We start from the raw sequence: 15,500 nt of genomic DNA, 5'->3' as shown, positions 1-15,500 counted from the left end.
AAAGCGCTTGCTTAGCGGGCATGAACTGGGTGTACTGACGAGTAATATTCCGGCAGGGAGCGCGGGGACGCCCCGGCCGGGATCGGCCGCTTGGGGCGCCTATGCTGCCTGCAAGCAGGCAGCACTGAAATGTCGACGCAGTAGGAGAGCCGGCGTGAGCTTGAGGATCGTTGTCACCGTGAAGTACGTGCCCGACGCCACTGGCGACCGGCACTTCGCCGATGACCTGACCGTCGACCGTGACGACGTGGACGGTCTGCTCTCCGAACTGGACGAGTACGCGGTCGAGCAGGCGCTGCAGATCTCGGAGAACTCCGACGACGACGTGGAGATCACCGTCCTGACGGTGGGCCCGGAGGACGCCAAGGACGCGCTGCGCAAGGCGCTGTCCATGGGTGCGGACAAGGCGATCCACGTCGAGGACGACGACCTGCACGGCACCGACGCCATCGGCACCTCCCTGGTGCTGGCCAAGGCGATCGAGAAGGCCGGTTACGACCTGGTGATCTCCGGCATGGCCTCCACCGACGGCACCATGGGTGTCGTTCCGGCGCTGCTGGCGGAGCGTCTGGGCGTGCCGCAGGTGACGCTGCTGTCCGAGGTGAGCGTCGAGGACGGCGTCGTCAAGGGCCGCCGCGACGGCGACACCGCGTCGGAGCGGCTGGAGGCGTCCCTGCCGGCGGTGGTCTCGGTCACCGACCAGTCGGGCGAGGCCCGCTACCCCTCCTTCAAGGGCATCATGGCGGCCAAGAAGAAGCCGGTGGAGTCCTGGGACCTCTCGGACCTCGACATCGACGAGGACGAGGTCGGTCTCGAGGGCGCCTACACGACGGTCGACGCGGCGGCCGAGCGCCCGGCCCGCACCGCGGGCACGGTCGTCAAGGACGAGGGCGAGGGCGGCAAGCAGCTCGCTGAGTTCCTCGCGAGCCAGAAGTTCATCTGAGGGCCACGGCCCCTCACCGCCGCTTACGACTTCGCGATTCCGCAAGGAGATCCATCCCATGGCTGAAGTTCTCGTCTACGTCGACCACGTGGACGGTGCCGTCCGCAAGCCCACGCTGGAGCTGCTCACCCTCGCCCGCCGCATCGGCGACCCGGTCGCGGTCGCCCTCGGCAACGGCGCCGCCGACACCGCCGCCACGCTCGCCGAGCACGGCGCGGTGAAGGTCCTCACCCACGACGCGTCCGAGTACGCCGAGTACCTGGTCGTGCCGAAGGTGGACGCGCTCCAGGCCGCCCACGAGGCCGTCTCCCCGGCCGCCGTGCTCGTCCCCTCCTCGGCGGAGGGCAAGGAGATCGCCGCACGTCTGGCGCTGCGCATCGGCTCGGGCATCATCACCGACGCCGTCGACCTGGAGGCCGGCGACGAGGGCCCGGTGGCCACCCAGTCGGTGTTCGCCGCCTCCTACACCACCAAGTCCCGCGTGACCAAGGGCACCCCGGTCATCACGGTCAAGCCGAACTCGGCCGCCGTGGAGGCCGCGCCGGCCGCCGGCGCGGTCGAGGCCCTGTCGGTGACGTTCTCCGAGAAGGCCACCGGCACCAAGATCACGGGCCGTACGCCGCGCGAGTCGACCGGCCGCCCGGAGCTGACCGAGGCCGCCATCGTGGTCTCCGGCGGCCGTGGCGTCAACGGCGCGGAGAACTTCTCGGTCATCGAGGCCCTGGCCGACGAGCTGGGCGCCGCCGTGGGCGCCTCGCGCGCCGCGGTGGACGCGGGCTGGTACCCGCACACCAACCAGGTCGGCCAGACCGGCAAGTCGGTCTCCCCGCAGCTGTACATCGCCTCCGGCATCTCCGGCGCGATCCAGCACCGCGCCGGTATGCAGACCTCCAAGACGATCGTGGCGATCAACAAGGACCCCGAGGCCCCGATCTTCGACCTGGTCGACTACGGCGTCGTCGGCGACCTCTTCGATGTCGTCCCGCAGCTCACCGAGGAGATCAAGACCCGCAAGGGCTGAGCCCCTCCCGCGTCACTCCCGCGGCCCCGCGCCCCGCGCCAAGGCCGCACCGAGGCCCCCGCGACCGTCCCTGGCCGCGGGGGCCTCGGCCGTCCCGTGAGCCGTTCGGCGGGCCGCCCCCGGGGGGGCCCGTCCGGCGGGCCGCCCGGGGCCGTCCCGCGCCGGTTCCGCCGCCCCTCCCAGTGCTGTACTGGACGTCAAAGGGGGTGCCCCGGCCGGAAAGAGGGTGTTGACCGGCGGGAAGGTCGACGGATAACTTCGCTGTGCGGATTATTGATTCCGCACAACGGAAAATAGGAGGGTGTGGAATGGGTCAGCAGGAGAAGGTGGCGACGAGCCTCGCGGGCACCGTGAGCGAGGAGATCAGCGCCTCCCTCGCACCGGTCGACGCGGAGCTGGAACGCCGCTACCCCGGAGACCCCGGCACCCGCCAGCCCGTCCACACGGTCTACGTGCCGGGCGACGTCTTCGCCGCCGACACCATCCGCTCCTGGGGCGACCGGGCGCTCGCCGCGCTCGACGAGCACGCCCCCGACGCCGCGTCCTTCGCCGCCGTGCTCGGGCTGTCCGACGAGCTCGCCGAGCCGGTCTACTCCCGGGTCCGTGCCAAGCTGGAGCGCGAACCGGTCGAAGACCTGCGCATCGACTTCGAGGACGGCTACGGCAACCGCCCCGACGACGAGGAGGACGAGGCCGCCGCCCGCGCGGCCCGCCTCGTCTCCGAGGCGTACGCCCAGGGCACCGCCGCCCCGTACATGGGCATTCGCATGAAGTGCATGGAAGCGGCCGTGCGCGACCGGGGCATCCGCACCCTCGACATCTTCCTCACCGGCCTCATGGAGGCGGGCGGCCTGCCGGACGGGCTGGTGCTCACCCTGCCCAAGGTCACCTACCCCGAGCAGGTCACCGCCATGGCGCGGCTGCTGGAGGCGTTCGAGAAGGCGCACGGGCTGGAGCCCGGCCGGATCGGCTTCGAGATCCAGATCGAGACCAGCCAGTCCATCCTCGGGTCCGACGGCGCCGCCACCGTCGCCCGCATGATCCAGGCCGCCGAGGGCCGCGCCACCGGCCTGCACTACGGCACCTTCGACTACAGCGCCTGCCTCGGTGTCTCCGCCGCCTACCAGGCCAGCGACCACCCGGCCGCCGATCACGCCAAGGCCGTCATGCAGGTCGCCGCCGCCGGCACCGGCGTCCGCGTCTCGGACGGCTCCACCAACGTCCTGCCGGTCGGTCCGACCGAGAAGGTCCACGACGCCTGGCGCCTGCACTTCGGTCTCACCCGCCGCGCCCTGGCCCGCGCCTACTACCAGGGCTGGGACATGCACCCCGGCCACATCCCCACCCGCTACGCCGCCGTCTTCGCCTTCTACCGCGAGGGCTTCGAGCAGGCCGCCGGCCGCCTCGCCCGCTACGCCAGCCACACCGGCGGCGACGTCATGGACGAGCCCGCCACCGCCAAGGCCCTCAGCGGCTACCTGCTGCGCGGCCTGGACTGCGGCGCCCTCGACACCGCCGAGGTGGCCCGGCTGACCGGCCTGACCCGCGCCGACCTGGAGGGCTTCGCCGCGCCCCGGCGCGGCGACTTGACGGCCTCGGCGCAGTAGCCGGCCGCTGCGGCGGTGCCCCTTCGCGAGGCCGCGGCCGGGGTACCGCCGCGCCCGCCAGGTGCGGGCCGCGTCCGCCGGCGGTGAGCCCCTCGGCCCGGGCGGGGGGTACCGGAGGGCGCCCGGCGCCCGGCGCGGGCACCGGCTCGTCCTCGGCGCACCCGCCCGCCGGGGCGGTGGGGACCGGCGGCGCCCCGGCGCTCGGTCCGCCCGGCCGGCGGCGCCCCCGGACGCGGCGGGCCGGGCAGGGCGACCGCCCGCGGCGTCCGGTCCGCGGCGGGCCGCTCAGTGGGCGGGCGGCAGCTCGCCCGAGCCCCGGGTGATCAGCCGGGTCGGCAGCTCGATCCGCTCGGGCGCGACCAGGGTGCCGTCCAGCTGCCGGAAGAGCCGCTCGGCGGCGGTGCGGCCGAGGGCCGCCGCGTCCTGGGCGACGACCGTGACCCCCGGCTGGAGCAGGTCGGCCAGTTCGATGTCGTCGAAGCCCACGAGGGCGACGCGGCGGGAGTGCTCGGCCAGGACGCGGATCACGGTGACCGTCACCCGGTTGTTGCCGGTGAAGACCGCGGTGACCGGATGCGGATCCGAGAGCATCTCCTCGGCCGCCCGCCGCACCCGCTCGGGATCCGTGACGCCCAGCGACATCCAGGAGTCCCGCACCGGTATGCCCGCGTCCTCCATGGCCGCCCGGTAGCCGCGCAGCCGCTCGGCCGCGGTGTGGATCCGGGGCATGTCGCCGATGAAGCCGATCCTGCGGTGCCCGTGCGCGATCAGATGGGCCACGCCGTCCCGGGCGCCGCCGAAGTTGTCCGAGAGCACCACGTCCGCGTCGATCCGCCCGGCCGGCCGGTCCACGAACACCGTGGCGACGCCCGCCTTCAGCTCCGGCTCCAGATACCGGTGGTCGTCCCCGGCCGGGATCACCACCAGCCCGTCCACGCGCCGGGCGCACAACGCGAGCACCAGCTCCCGCTCGCGGTCGGGGTCCTCGGCGCTGGACCCGTTGATGAGCAGGGCGCCGTGGGCGCGGGCCACCTCCTCCACCGCGCGGCTGAGCGGCCCGTAGAACGGGTCCGCCAGGTCCTCCAGGACCAGGCCGACGCTCGCCGTGCGGCCCTTGCGGAGCACACGCGCGCTGTCGTTGCGGCGGAAGCCGAGCGCGTCGATGGCCTCCTGGACCCGGCGCTCCGTCTCCGGTGTCACGCCGGGCTCGCCGTTGACCACGCGGGAGACGGTCTTCAGCCCCACCCCGGCGCGGGCGGCGACGTCCTTCATGGTCGGACGGTTGCCGTAGCGGGTCCCGGAGAGGCGGTCGGGGCGGCGGGGCGTCTCGGGCACGGTGCGGTGTCCTGTCCTGTCGTCCACGGGACGCGTCGGTCCCTGCGGTGATCTTTGAGGATGTGGCGTCGAGCATAGAGCCTGGACAACGTTGTCAAACCCGGGGGAGACTGTCCACAGCGCCTCCCGGACCGTGCCGTCGCCGCACGGCCGGCCCGGGGTGCCCTTTTGCGTGTTTTTCCAGGTTTCTTTTCCAGGTTTCTCATGGTGGACGGGGAGATCCGACTCTGATGCACACCGACCTCGTGGCCGCGCTGGACATCGGCGGCACCAAGATCGCCGGAGCGCTGGTGGACGGCGCCGGCCGCATCCTGGTACGCGCCCAGCGCGCCACGCCCGCGCAGGAGGACGGCGAGAGCGTGATGCGGGCCGTCGGGGAGGTGCTCGGTGAGCTGAGCGCCTCTCCGCTGTGGGCGCGCGCCGCGGCGGTCGGCATCGGCAGCGCCGGCCCGGTGGACGCCGCCGCGGGCACGGTGAGCCCGGTCAACGTGCCCGGCTGGCGCGACTACCCCCTGGTCGCGCGGGTCCGGGCCGCGACCGGGGGGCTGCCCGTCGAGCTGATCGGCGACGGCGTGGCCATCGCGGCGGCCGAACACTGGCAAGGCGCCGCCCGCGGACACGACAACGCGCTGTGCATGGTGGTCTCCACCGGAGTCGGCGGCGGCCTGGTCCTCGACGGGCGGCTGCATCCCGGCCCGACCGGCAACGCCGGTCACATCGGCCACATCAGCGTGGAACTCGACGGCGACCCCTGCCCGTGCGGGGCGCGCGGGTGCGTGGAGCGGATCGCGAGCGGTCCGAACATCGCGCGGCGGGCCCTCGGCAACGGCTGGCGGCCCGGCCCCGACGGCGACGTCTCCGCCGCCGCGGTGGCCGCCGCCGCCCGGGCCGGCGACCCGGTCGCCGTGGCCTCCTTCCGGCGGGCGGCCCGGGCGCTGGCCGCCGGTATCGCGGCCACCGCGACCCTCGTCGAGATCGACATCGCGGTGATCGGCGGAGGCGTGGGCAAGGCGGGCGAGGTGCTCTTCGCCCCGCTGCGCGAGGCCCTGGCCGACTACGCCACCCTGTCCTTCACCCGCCGCCTGACGGTGGCCCCCGCCCAGATGGGGACGGACGCCGGACTGGTCGGAGCGGCGGCGGCCATCCTCACCAGGCGGGGGGACACGGCTCCGGCGGGGGTGTAGGGCGCCCGCGGCGAGGCGCTGCCGTGCGGTGTTCCCCGCGCACCGGGGCGTCCCGCGGGCGGGTGGCGCGGTACGGGAGGACAGAAGCGTTTCCCCGCGGCATCGCCCGCACCCGTGTCCCCGGCCCGCCCGCGCAGTTGAACCCGGCATGAAGAAGCGCTGCATGCTCGCCCTCGCCTCCCTCGCCGCCGGCTTCGTCGTCGCGGCCGTCACCCCCTCCCACGCCGCGCACGCGACCCCACTCGGTCCCGACGTGACGGACGACACTCTCAGCACCCTCGAACAGAGCACCGGCGACGACAGTTTCGCCTTCGCCGTCCAGCCGGAGGGTGACCAGTACTGATCCCATCCTGTCCACCGGAGCGCGCACGGCGCCGGTGCCCCGCGGCGACGGGGCGCCGGCGCCGTTGCCGTGTGCCCTCAACTGCGCCTGGTTTCCATGGCAGGGTGGAGCGGGCAAGCCACAGGGGGCCAACAGAAGAGGGGGACCTGTGACCGTCGTCTGGATCAACGGCGCGTTCGGTGCGGGCAAGACGTCCACCGCACGGGAACTGATCGAACTGATCCCGAACAGCACGCTCTTCGACCCTGAGGTGATCGGCACGGGGCTCACCCATCTGCTGCCCCCCAAGCGCCTCGCCGAGGCCGGCGACTTCCAGGACCTTCCGATCTGGCGCCGCCTCGTGGTCGATACGGCGGCGGCGCTGCTCGCCGAGCTCGGCGGGACCCTGGTCGTGCCCATGGCCCTGCTGCGCCAGGAGTACCGGGACGAGATCTTCGGCGGCCTCGCCGCCCGCCGGATTCCGGTACGGCACATCCTCCTGGCCCCGGCTGAAACGATCCTGCGGGAGCGGATAGCCAGCCGGGAGGCCCCGCCGGACCTCCCCGAGGGCGAGATACGGATACGCCAGTGGTCCTACGACCACATCGAGCCCTACCGGGCCGCCCTCGCCTCCTGGCTGACCGCCGACGCCCACCCGATCGACACCAGCGCCCTCACGCCGCGCGAGACCGCCGCCCGCATCGCCGAGGCCGTCGGCTCCGGTGCCGCGCCCGTCTGCGACATCGTGCAGACGCCCGAGCCGACCGCCGAGACCCTCGCCGCCGGCGTCCTCCTCTTCGACGAGCGGGACCGGGTGCTGCTCGTCGACCCCACCTACAAGCCCGGCTGGGAGTTCCCCGGCGGCATCGTGGAACCCGGCGAGGCGCCCGCCCGCGCCGGCATCCGCGAGGTGGAGGAGGAGACCGGCATCGTCCTGGACGACGTACCCTCCCTGCTCGTCGTCGACTGGGAGCGGCCCGCGCCGCCCGGCTTCGGCGGGCTGCGCCTGCTCTTCGACGGCGGCCGTCTCGACTCCGCCGAGGCCGGGCGGCTGCTGCTGCCGGGGCCCGAGCTGCGCGGCTGCCGCTTCGTCACCGAGGCCGAGGCCGCCGACCTGCTGCCCCCGGTCCGCTACGAACGCCTCCGCTGGGCTCTCCGGGCCCGGGAACGCGGAGCGGCCCTCTACCTGGAGGCCGGAGTCCCGGTCGGCTGACGGCGGCCCGGCGCGCCCCGGCCGTCCCCGCCGGGCAGGCCGGGGCGCGCCGGGCCGCCTCCGCGCCGCGGCGGCGACCGGAACCGGGAGGCGACGGCCTCCGCCCGGCCGGCGGCCTGCACCTCCGACGGGGCACTCCCGCCGACGGGGGAGGCGGCCACGGCACCGCCCGGGAACGGCGCCCGGTGGTGCGGCGGTCAGCTCGCCGCGTAGTTGAGCAGGAACAGCGCCTCCGCCACCGACAGCCGCTCCAGCTCCTCGGGCGACACGCTCTCGTTCACGGCGTGGATCCGGGCCTCCGGCTCGCTCAGGCCGATCAGGAGGATCTCCGCCCGCGGGTACAGGGCGGCGAGGGTGTTGCACAGCGGGATGGAGCCGCCCTGGCCGGCGTACTGCATCTCCTGGCCGGGATAGGCCACCGCCATCGCCTCGGCCATGGCCTTGTACGCCGGGCTGCTGGTGTCGGCGCGGAACGCCTGGCCCTGGCCGATCTGCTCGACGCCGACCCGCGCCCCCCACGGCGTGTGCGCCTCCAGGTGCGCCATGAGGAGCCTGGTCGCCTCGGCGGCGTCCACGCCCGGCGGCACCCGCAGGCTGACCAGCGCGCGGGCGCTCGCCTGCACCGACGGGGTGGCGCCCACGACCGGCGGGCAGTCGATGCCGATCACCGTGACGGCCGGACGCGCCCAGATGCGGTCGGCGACCGTGCCGGAGCCGATCAGTTCCACCCCGTCCAGCACCTTGGCGTCCCGGCGGAACTGCTCCTCGTCGTACCGCAGGCCCTCCCACCGAGCGTCGGAGGTGAGCCCGTCGACGGTCGTCGTGCCGTCCTCGGCGCGCAGCGAGTCCAGCGCGCGGATCAGGGCGGCCAGCGCGTCGGGGGCGGCGCCGCCGAACTGGCCCGAGTGCAGATTGCCCGCCAGGGTGTCGACCCGCACACGGACGAGGGTCATGCCGCGCAGGGTGGAGGTGACCGTCGGCAGACCGGCCCGGAAGTTGCCCGCGTCGCCGATGACGACGGTGTCGGCCGCCAGCAGCTCCGGGTGCTCCTCGGCGTACCGCTCCAGGCCGCCCGTGCCCTGCTCCTCCGACCCCTCGGCGACCACCTTGACGTGCACCGGGACGCCGCCGTTGGCCTTCAGCGCCCGCAGCGCCAGCAGGTGCATGATCAAGCCGCCCTTGCAGTCGGCGGCCCCGCGTCCGTACCAGCGGCCGTCGCGCTCGGTCAGCTCGAAGGGCGGGGTGTCCCAGCCGGCCTCGTCGAGCGGGGGCTGCACGTCGTAGTGGGCGTAGAGCAGCACCGTCTTCGCGCCCTCGGGGCCGGGCAGGTAGCCGTACACCGACTGCGTGCCGTCCGGGGTGTCCAGCAGCGCCACGTCCTGGAAGCCCTCGGCGCGCAGCGCGTCGGCTATCCAGTTCGCGGCGGCCTCGCTCTCGCTCCGCGGGAACTGGCCGAAGTCCGCCACCGACTTGAAGGCCACCAGTTCGGCGAGCTCCTCCTTCGCCCTGGGCATCAGCGAGGCGACGGTCCCGGCGACCGGATGCGACGACATGGGCACGCTCCTTGTGGGTGCGACGTTGTACAGGTGGTCGATCCTCGCACAGCGGGGCGCGGCTCCTCGTACGGCGGCCGGGCTCCCGGCGCGGTGGCCCGCGGATCCTCGGGCGGGGGCCCGCGGCGATGCCGCCGTAGGATGCGGGGGACAGGAGCGGCATGCGGCTGGATCGGAGCGGTAGACCATCGTGAGCAGCGAGAACTCTTCGGCGGAGGACGCGCGGCAGGTGTGGGACGTCGTGGTGGTGGGGGCGGGACCCGCGGGGGCCTCGGCCGCCTACGCGGCGGCGGTCGCCGGGCGGCGCGTGCTGTTGCTGGAGAAGGCCGAGCTGCCCCGCTACAAGACGTGCGGCGGCGGCATCATCGGCCCCTCGCGCGACGCCCTGCCGCCCGGCTTCGAACTGCCCTTCAAGGACCGCGTGCACGCCGTCACCTTCTCCCACAACGGACGCTTCACCCGGACGCGCCGCTCCCGGCAGATGCTCTTCGGGCTGATCAACCGGCCCGAGTTCGACCAGCAGCTCGTCGAGCACGCGCAGAAGGCGGGCGCCGAACTGCGCACCGGCGTGACCGTCTCGCGGGTCGAGCAGCACGGATCGGCCGTGCCGGACCGGCGCACGGTCGCCGTCGTCCTCCAGGGCGGCGAGACCGTGCTCGCGCGGGCCGTCGTCGGCGCGGACGGCAGCGCCAGCCGCATAGGAGCCCACGTCGGGGTCAAGCTCGACCAGGTCGATCTCGGGCTGGAGGCCGAGATCCCGGTGCCGGAGACGGTCGCCGAGGACTGGAAGGGGCGGGTCCTCATCGACTGGGGGCCGATGCCCGGCAGTTACGGCTGGGTCTTCCCCAAGGGCGACACGCTGACGGTCGGTGTGATCTCCGCCCGGGGCGAAGGCGCCGCGACCAAACGGTACTTGGAGGACTTCATCGGCCGGCTCGGTCTCGCCGGCTTCGAACCGAGCATCTCCTCCGGCCACCTGACCCGCTGCCGCGCCGAGGACTCACCGCTCTCGCGCGGCCGGGTCCTGGTGTGCGGGGACGCGGCGGGGCTCCTGGAGCCGTGGACCCGCGAGGGCATCTCGTTCGCGCTGCGGTCGGGGCGGCTCGCGGGGGAGTGGGCGGTGCGGATCGCCGAGGCGCACGACGCCGTGGACACACGCAGGCAGGCCCTGAACTACGCGTTCGCCGTCAAGGCCGGCCTCGGCGTGGAGATGAGCGTCGGCAAGCGCATGCTCGCCGTCTTCGAACGGCGTCCGGGGATCTTCCACGCCGCGCTGACCGGTTTCCGGCCCGCCTGGCGGGCCTTCAAGGACATCACGCAGGGTTCGTCGTCGCTGGGCGAACTGGTCCGCGGCCACCCGATGGCCCAGCGCGCCCTGAACGCGCTGGACCGCCGGCCGGCCGACGGCCCGGCCGGCGGCCCGGCCGGCTCCTAGGGCGGATCCCACCCGGTCAGCCCGTGGGCGGGACGACCGTGATGCGGAAGACCGGGTGGTCGGGGGCCGAGGCGATGATCTCCTCGTCGGAGGACTGGGCGGTGACCCCCTGGAAGTACTGGTTGACCTCCCAGCCCCACTTCTCCAGATAGGTCCGCAGGATGGGGAGCTTCTCCTCGTCGGGGAGCTCCACCGCGGTGAAGGCGCGGACCTCGCGTCCGACGCGCAGTTCCCCGCCGCCGGCGGCGCGCATGTTGCGCACCCACTGCGAGTGTCCGCGCGCCGAGACCAGATACCGCGCGCCGTCGTGGGTGTGCGGGTTGACCGGGATGCGCTGCATCCGTCCGCTGGTGCGGCCGCGGACGGACATCTCCGCGGTGCCCGCGAGGCTCAGGCCGTGCCGGGCCAGCCAGCCGACGACTCGGTTCAGCCGGACGGCCATCGGGCTGCCCTTGAGGTAGTACGGCGATGACGGCGTCGGTGACGGTGGCATGCGGGCCCCCAGGAGGTTGCGAGAGAGTGGCGCTCGCAATTGTGAGCAGTGATCTCTCTTTCGTGGGTCCAGTCTGAACGAGGGGGGTGGTCTCGCGCAAGAGCACTGCTCTCTTTTGCGTGTGCTGATCTCTTTTGCGTGCACTGCTCTGATCTTCATGGAACACTGGCCGCCATGAGCAGCACCGCACACGGCGCCCGCGCACGGGCCAGGGCCGAGGTCACCGCCGCCATCAAGGACGAGGCGCGCAGGCAGCTGGCGGCGGAGGGCGCCGCCGAGCTGTCGCTGCGTGCCGTGGCACGCGCCCTCGGTATGGCCTCCTCCGCCCTCTACCGCTACTTCCCCAGCCGCGACGACCTGCTGACCGCGCTGATCATCGACGCCTACGACTCGCTCGGCGAGGCCGCCGAGGCGGCGCACGGCGCCGAGGCGGAGGCGGGCCCCGTACAGCGCTGGATCGTGGTGTGCGAGGCCGTCCGCGCCTGGGCGCTGGCGCACCCCCACGAGTACACGCTGATCTACGGCTCACCGGTCCCCGGCTACACGGCGCCCGCGGACACCGTCCCCGCCGCGTCCCGTGTCGGGCTCCTGCTCATCGGCATCACGAGGGACGCGCATCAGGGCCTGGGGCTCGCCAAGCCCCGGCTGCCCGCCGAGCTGCGGCCCGAGGCCGTGCGGATGGCCGCGGACCTCGCTCCCGATCTGCCGCCGGAGGTCGTCGCGGCGCTCGTCGCGGCCTGGGCCCAGCTGTTCGGGCTGGTCGGGTTCGAGCTGTTCGGGCACTTCCACCGGATCGTGGAGGACCGGGAGGCGTTCTTCCGGCACGCCGTCGCCCAACTCGCCCACGGCGTCGGCCTGGTGTACCCGCAGAAGGGTCGGCCCGGCGGCGCGGCCACGGGAGAGGGGTGACGGGCCGCGGGCCGGGCGCCTCACGCCACGGGAGCCGGGAGCGCCGGCAGCAGCGCCGCGTCCTGCCGCAGGACGCGGGCGTGCAGGGACCGCAGCCCGGGCCCCGGGTCCGCGCCCAGCGCCTCGGCGAGCCGCCGCCGGGCCGCCTCGTAGGCGGCGAGCGCGTCGCCCGGGCGGCCGGCACGGCACAGGGCGAGCATCAGCAGCTCGGCGAGGCGTTCCCGCAGGGGGTGGGCGGCGACCAGCCGGACGAGTTCGTGGACGTACCCGAAGGAGTTGCCGAGCTCGATCTCGGCGGCCAGCCGCGCTTCGAGGACGGTGAGGCGTTTCTCCGTCCAGCGGAGCCGTTCCGCCGCCAGACAGGGAGCCTGTAGGCCCTCGGCGAACTCCCCGCGCCACAACGCCTCGGCGCGGCGGGCCAGTTCGGCCGCCCGGCGCAGGTCACCGGCGTCACGGGCGGCCATCGCCGCGTCCACGGCCGCCCGCCGCTCGTGCAGATCGTCGGCCCGGACACCGGTGAGCCAGTAGCCGCTGCCGGTCCACGCCAGTTCCGCGTCGGCGCCCAGTGCGCGGCGCAGCCCGGAGACGTACTTCTGCACGAGGTTGCGCACATGAACCGGCGGGGTCCCGCCCCACACGGCGTCGACCAGTCCGTCGTAGGACAGGGGACGTCCCTCCTGGAGCAGCAGGACGGCGAGCACCGCCCGCTGCTTCGGCGGGCCGAGCGGGACCTCGGCACCGTCCCGCACGGCGCGCAGCGGACCGAGCACCTCGCATCGCAGGCCCCCCGGTGTCCGCCCGGACCCCGCGGCCTCCCTCGTGCGTGCCGCCCCCGCCGCCGTCGCCGTCCCCTCACCCATGTGCCGAGCGTAACCCGGACGCCGGCTGCTAGGCGTCGGTGCCGGTACGGCCGGGTCGCGCCGACCGCCGGAAGCGGACCAGCACACTGACGACCCGGACGACGAACACGGCGGCCGCCACCGTCGTCCCGGCCCCGACGAGCGTGCCGCGCGCGCCACCCGCCAGGCCGAAGACGTACGCCGGTCCCGCCACGGCTGCGAACAGCACGGCCGCGGCGAACGCCGCGCTGCACAGCGCGTACCCGATCTCGACGGTGACCGCGTCCCGCTCGGCCCGCGTCCGCCGCCCCCCGCGATGTTCCATGCGGTGAGCGTCACAGGGAGGCACCTGGCGGGCAAGCAGACCGGCCGGGCGTGCGAGGCCCCGTGCGGGCGCGGGCGGCCGGTGCGGCGCCGGGCTCAGACCGCGGAGGTGTCGCGCCACAGCGTGGCGACGGAGGCGTCCCCGGTCACGTCCGGGTACGGCTGACGGTTCCACAGCGACAGGTACAGCCGTGCGGCGGGGCCGGCGATCTCGCAGTCGGCGTCCTTCGTGTCGTTCCGCTCGGTGACGGGCGGCTCCTCCGTCAGCCGTACGGTCCATACGGCACCGTCCACGTCCGTGGCCCGCACCCGCAGCACGCGCGGCTTCTCGCTGCGGACCCTGCTCTTGTGCCGGGCGTGGAAGCCGCGCAGCAGCTCGTCGACGCCGTCCGCGGCGAAGCGGGCGGTTATGCCGCCGGGCGTGCCGCCCCGGGCGGACTCGGCGTCGAACCGGTGCACGGTCGTCTCGTGCGCCTGCCGCCGGGCCCAGAAGGCCAGCGGCGAGGGCGCGGGCAGGAAATGCCAGCATTCCAGGCCGGACGGGGCTGCGGTGAGGGTGGAGACCAGGTGGCGGTGGCCTTCCCGGAACCAGGCCAGAAGGCCGGGACCGTCGAGCTCCGGGGCATCGCCCAGAGGGCGGGCGGCGGTGTGCCGCTCGGTGACGAACCCCGCCGCCCAGCGGTGCACCGCCCCCGTGTGCCGCAGCAGGTCCCGCACCTGCCAGCCGGGACAGGTGGGCACGTGGGTGTCGACCCCGGCGGTCTCGGCGGCTTCGGCGAGCAACCGGCCTTCCCGGTCCAGGATTTCGATGTACGCGGCGGTCTCCATGGCAGGCAGTCTGCACGATGGAGTGCGGTCCAAGGGAAGGGTGTCCAGGGCGAGGGCGTTCCAGGGCAAGGGCCGGCGTGCCCGCCGCCGCGCGGCGGCGGCCGTCGCGGTGGGGCGGCGGCGCTCAGTGGCTCGCGGTCTCGCGCGGCGGGCCAGCGGCCGCGTGCCGGGTCGCGAGCGCGACCAGCACGGCCACCGCCGCCAGGACCGCCACGCTGGTGAGCGCGGTGGGCAGCGAGAACCAGTCCGCCATGAAGCCGATCGCGGGCGGCCCGAGGAGCATGCCGCCGTACCCGAGCGTGGACGCCGTCGCCACGCCGCTCGGCCCGCCCAGCGCTCCGGCGCGTTCCACCGCCACCGGGAAGATGTTGGCGAGGCCGAGCCCGGTGACGGCGAAGCCGAGCAGGGCGGCCCAGACCGACGGGGCGAGCGCGCCGAGCAGCATGCCCGCCACGGCGGTCGTGCCGCCCACCACCACCGTGCGGGTGCGGCCCAGGTGCTCCAGCAGGGTCGTCCCGCTGAGTCTGCCGATCGTCATGGCCAGCGCGAAGCAGGAGTAACCCGCCGCCGCCGAGCCCGCCGACGCGTCCAGGTCCTGTTCCAGGTGCAGGGCGCCCCAGTCGGCCATGGCGCCCTCGCCGTAGGCGGTGCACAGGGCGATCAGGCCGAAGGTGAGCACGAGGGCGCGAGTACGGCCGGCCGGCGGGTGCGGCGCGGCGTCGTGCCGGGGCGCGGACTCCGGCGGTACGGGCGGCTCGCAGCGCAGCAGCAGACGGCCCGCGACGAGGGTGACGAGCAGGCCGATCAGGGTGAGGCCGAACAGATGCCGCACCGGGGAGAGTGACCCGGCGACGAGACCGCCCAGCCCGGCCCCGGCCATCCCGCCCAGGCTGAAGGCGGCGTGGAAACTGGGCATGATGGGGCGCCGCGCCACCGCGACCAGGTCGACGGCGGCGCTGTTGAAGGCGACGTTGATCCCGCCGTACGCGCTGCCGAACACGAGCAGGACGGCGCCGAGGGCGAGCGCGGAGTGGGTCAGCGGCGGCAGGGCCACGCTCAGGGAGAGCAGGACGGCGCAGGCGACGGTGACGGGGTGGCTGCCGTAACGGCGGCAGAGGCGGCCGGTGAGCGTCATCGTGACGACCGCGCCGGCGGAGACGCCGAGGAGAGCGAGTCCGAGGGCGCTGGCGGAGGCGCCGGTCTGCTCCTTGATGGCGGGGATGCGGACGACCCAGCCGGCGAAGACGAAGCCGTCGAGGGCGAAGAAGGCGGTGAGGGCGATGCGGAGGCGGGCGAGGTCGTCGCGGGGACCCGGCACGACGCTGTGCGAACGGGTTTTGTTTATGAGCGGCACAAAGTCAGGGTAGGAAGGAGGAAGGGCAACGGCAAGGGGAGGGGAAGCGGCGGGGGGCGAGGGGGGCCGCGGCGCGGCCGGGCTCCCGCCCGCGCGGACGCCCGCGCCGCGCAGGGGGCCCCGTCGTTTCCCCCACCCGG

The 15,500-nt window shown here is 74.4% G+C and carries 15 protein-coding genes; 8 read left to right on the top strand and 7 right to left on the bottom strand.

The annotated features are described in order from the left end of the window. Positions 1 to 154 precede the first annotated feature (154 nt). The 3 genes from AB0L74_RS13850 to AB0L74_RS13840 all read left to right on the top strand — a co-directional run bounded on the left by AB0L74_RS13850 (position 155) and on the right by AB0L74_RS13840 (position 3,571). Positions 155 to 943: an electron transfer flavoprotein subunit beta/FixA family protein gene (locus AB0L74_RS13850; RefSeq protein ID WP_365650170.1), complete on the top strand. Its 789-nt coding sequence runs from the start codon at positions 155 to 157 to the stop codon at positions 941 to 943. Between the two features lie 58 nt (positions 944 to 1,001). Further along, positions 1,002 to 1,964, top strand: coding sequence for an electron transfer flavoprotein subunit alpha/FixB family protein (locus tag AB0L74_RS13845; protein ID WP_365650167.1), 963 nt, complete (start codon positions 1,002 to 1,004; stop codon positions 1,962 to 1,964). 308 nt (positions 1,965 to 2,272) lie between these two features. Continuing rightward, complete coding sequence (locus tag AB0L74_RS13840) at positions 2,273 to 3,571, top strand: aldolase (RefSeq protein ID WP_365650165.1); 1,299 nt, start codon at positions 2,273 to 2,275, stop codon at positions 3,569 to 3,571. Between the two features lie 285 nt (positions 3,572 to 3,856). Here the strand turns inward: AB0L74_RS13840 and AB0L74_RS13835 are convergent, their stop codons facing one another. Beyond that, entirely contained in the window at positions 3,857 to 4,933 is a 1,077-nt protein-coding gene (locus tag AB0L74_RS13835) for a LacI family DNA-binding transcriptional regulator (protein WP_365650162.1), read from the bottom strand. Positions 4,934 to 5,136: 203 nt separating this feature from the next. On the opposite strand from AB0L74_RS13835, the gene AB0L74_RS13830 reads away from it, so the two are divergent. The 3 genes from AB0L74_RS13830 to AB0L74_RS13820 all read left to right on the top strand — a co-directional run bounded on the left by AB0L74_RS13830 (position 5,137) and on the right by AB0L74_RS13820 (position 7,625). Further along, positions 5,137 to 6,090, top strand: a complete 954-nt coding sequence (locus AB0L74_RS13830) for an ROK family protein (RefSeq protein ID WP_365650159.1) — start codon at positions 5,137 to 5,139, stop codon at positions 6,088 to 6,090. Between the two features lie 148 nt (positions 6,091 to 6,238). Continuing rightward, positions 6,239 to 6,433, top strand: coding sequence for a hypothetical protein (locus AB0L74_RS13825; RefSeq protein ID WP_365650156.1), 195 nt, complete (start codon positions 6,239 to 6,241; stop codon positions 6,431 to 6,433). 148 nt (positions 6,434 to 6,581) lie between these two features. Beyond that, a complete protein-coding gene (locus AB0L74_RS13820; RefSeq protein ID WP_365650153.1) occupies positions 6,582 to 7,625 on the top strand; it encodes an NUDIX domain-containing protein in 1,044 nt (347 codons plus the stop codon). Positions 7,626 to 7,822: 197 nt separating this feature from the next. Here AB0L74_RS13820 and AB0L74_RS13815 read toward each other — a convergent pair whose 3' ends face one another. Beyond that, entirely contained in the window at positions 7,823 to 9,178 is a 1,356-nt protein-coding gene (locus tag AB0L74_RS13815) for a dipeptidase (protein ID WP_365650150.1), read from the bottom strand. 190 nt (positions 9,179 to 9,368) lie between these two features. On the opposite strand from AB0L74_RS13815, the gene AB0L74_RS13810 reads away from it, so the two are divergent. Beyond that, positions 9,369 to 10,613 carry a geranylgeranyl reductase family protein gene (locus AB0L74_RS13810; protein ID WP_365650147.1) on the top strand — a complete coding sequence of 415 codons (1,245 nt, stop codon included), beginning with the start codon at positions 9,369 to 9,371 and terminating at the stop codon, positions 10,611 to 10,613. 16 nt (positions 10,614 to 10,629) lie between these two features. Here AB0L74_RS13810 and AB0L74_RS13805 read toward each other — a convergent pair whose 3' ends face one another. After that, positions 10,630 to 11,106 carry a nitroreductase family deazaflavin-dependent oxidoreductase gene (locus AB0L74_RS13805; RefSeq protein ID WP_365650144.1) on the bottom strand — a complete coding sequence of 159 codons (477 nt, stop codon included), beginning with the start codon at positions 11,104 to 11,106 and terminating at the stop codon, positions 10,630 to 10,632. Between the two features lie 174 nt (positions 11,107 to 11,280). On the opposite strand from AB0L74_RS13805, the gene AB0L74_RS13800 reads away from it, so the two are divergent. Continuing rightward, positions 11,281 to 12,015, top strand: coding sequence for a TetR/AcrR family transcriptional regulator (locus AB0L74_RS13800; protein WP_365650141.1), 735 nt, complete (start codon positions 11,281 to 11,283; stop codon positions 12,013 to 12,015). A gap of 20 nt (positions 12,016 to 12,035) precedes the next feature. Here the strand turns inward: AB0L74_RS13800 and AB0L74_RS13795 are convergent, their stop codons facing one another. From AB0L74_RS13795 to AB0L74_RS13780, 4 genes are all read right to left on the bottom strand, one after another. Beyond that, positions 12,036 to 12,875 carry a BTAD domain-containing putative transcriptional regulator gene (locus AB0L74_RS13795; RefSeq protein ID WP_365650138.1) on the bottom strand — a complete coding sequence of 280 codons (840 nt, stop codon included), beginning with the start codon at positions 12,873 to 12,875 and terminating at the stop codon, positions 12,036 to 12,038. Between the two features lie 28 nt (positions 12,876 to 12,903). Then, positions 12,904 to 13,179, bottom strand: a complete 276-nt coding sequence (locus AB0L74_RS13790; protein WP_365650135.1) for a DUF6332 family protein — start codon at positions 13,177 to 13,179, stop codon at positions 12,904 to 12,906. Positions 13,180 to 13,274: 95 nt separating this feature from the next. Then, positions 13,275 to 14,006: a maleylpyruvate isomerase family mycothiol-dependent enzyme gene (locus AB0L74_RS13785; protein WP_365650132.1), complete on the bottom strand. Its 732-nt coding sequence runs from the start codon at positions 14,004 to 14,006 to the stop codon at positions 13,275 to 13,277. A gap of 124 nt (positions 14,007 to 14,130) precedes the next feature. Continuing rightward, entirely contained in the window at positions 14,131 to 15,324 is a 1,194-nt protein-coding gene (locus AB0L74_RS13780; protein ID WP_365650653.1) for an MFS transporter, read from the bottom strand. Between the last annotated feature and the right edge of the window lie 176 nt (positions 15,325 to 15,500).

Source organism: Streptomyces sp. NPDC052020, from assembly GCF_040680575.1.
Lineage (GTDB): Bacteria > Actinomycetota > Actinomycetes > Streptomycetales > Streptomycetaceae > Streptomyces.
The sequence above is the reverse complement of the archived record's forward strand: the minus strand, read 5'-3'. Positions and strand labels throughout refer to the sequence as shown.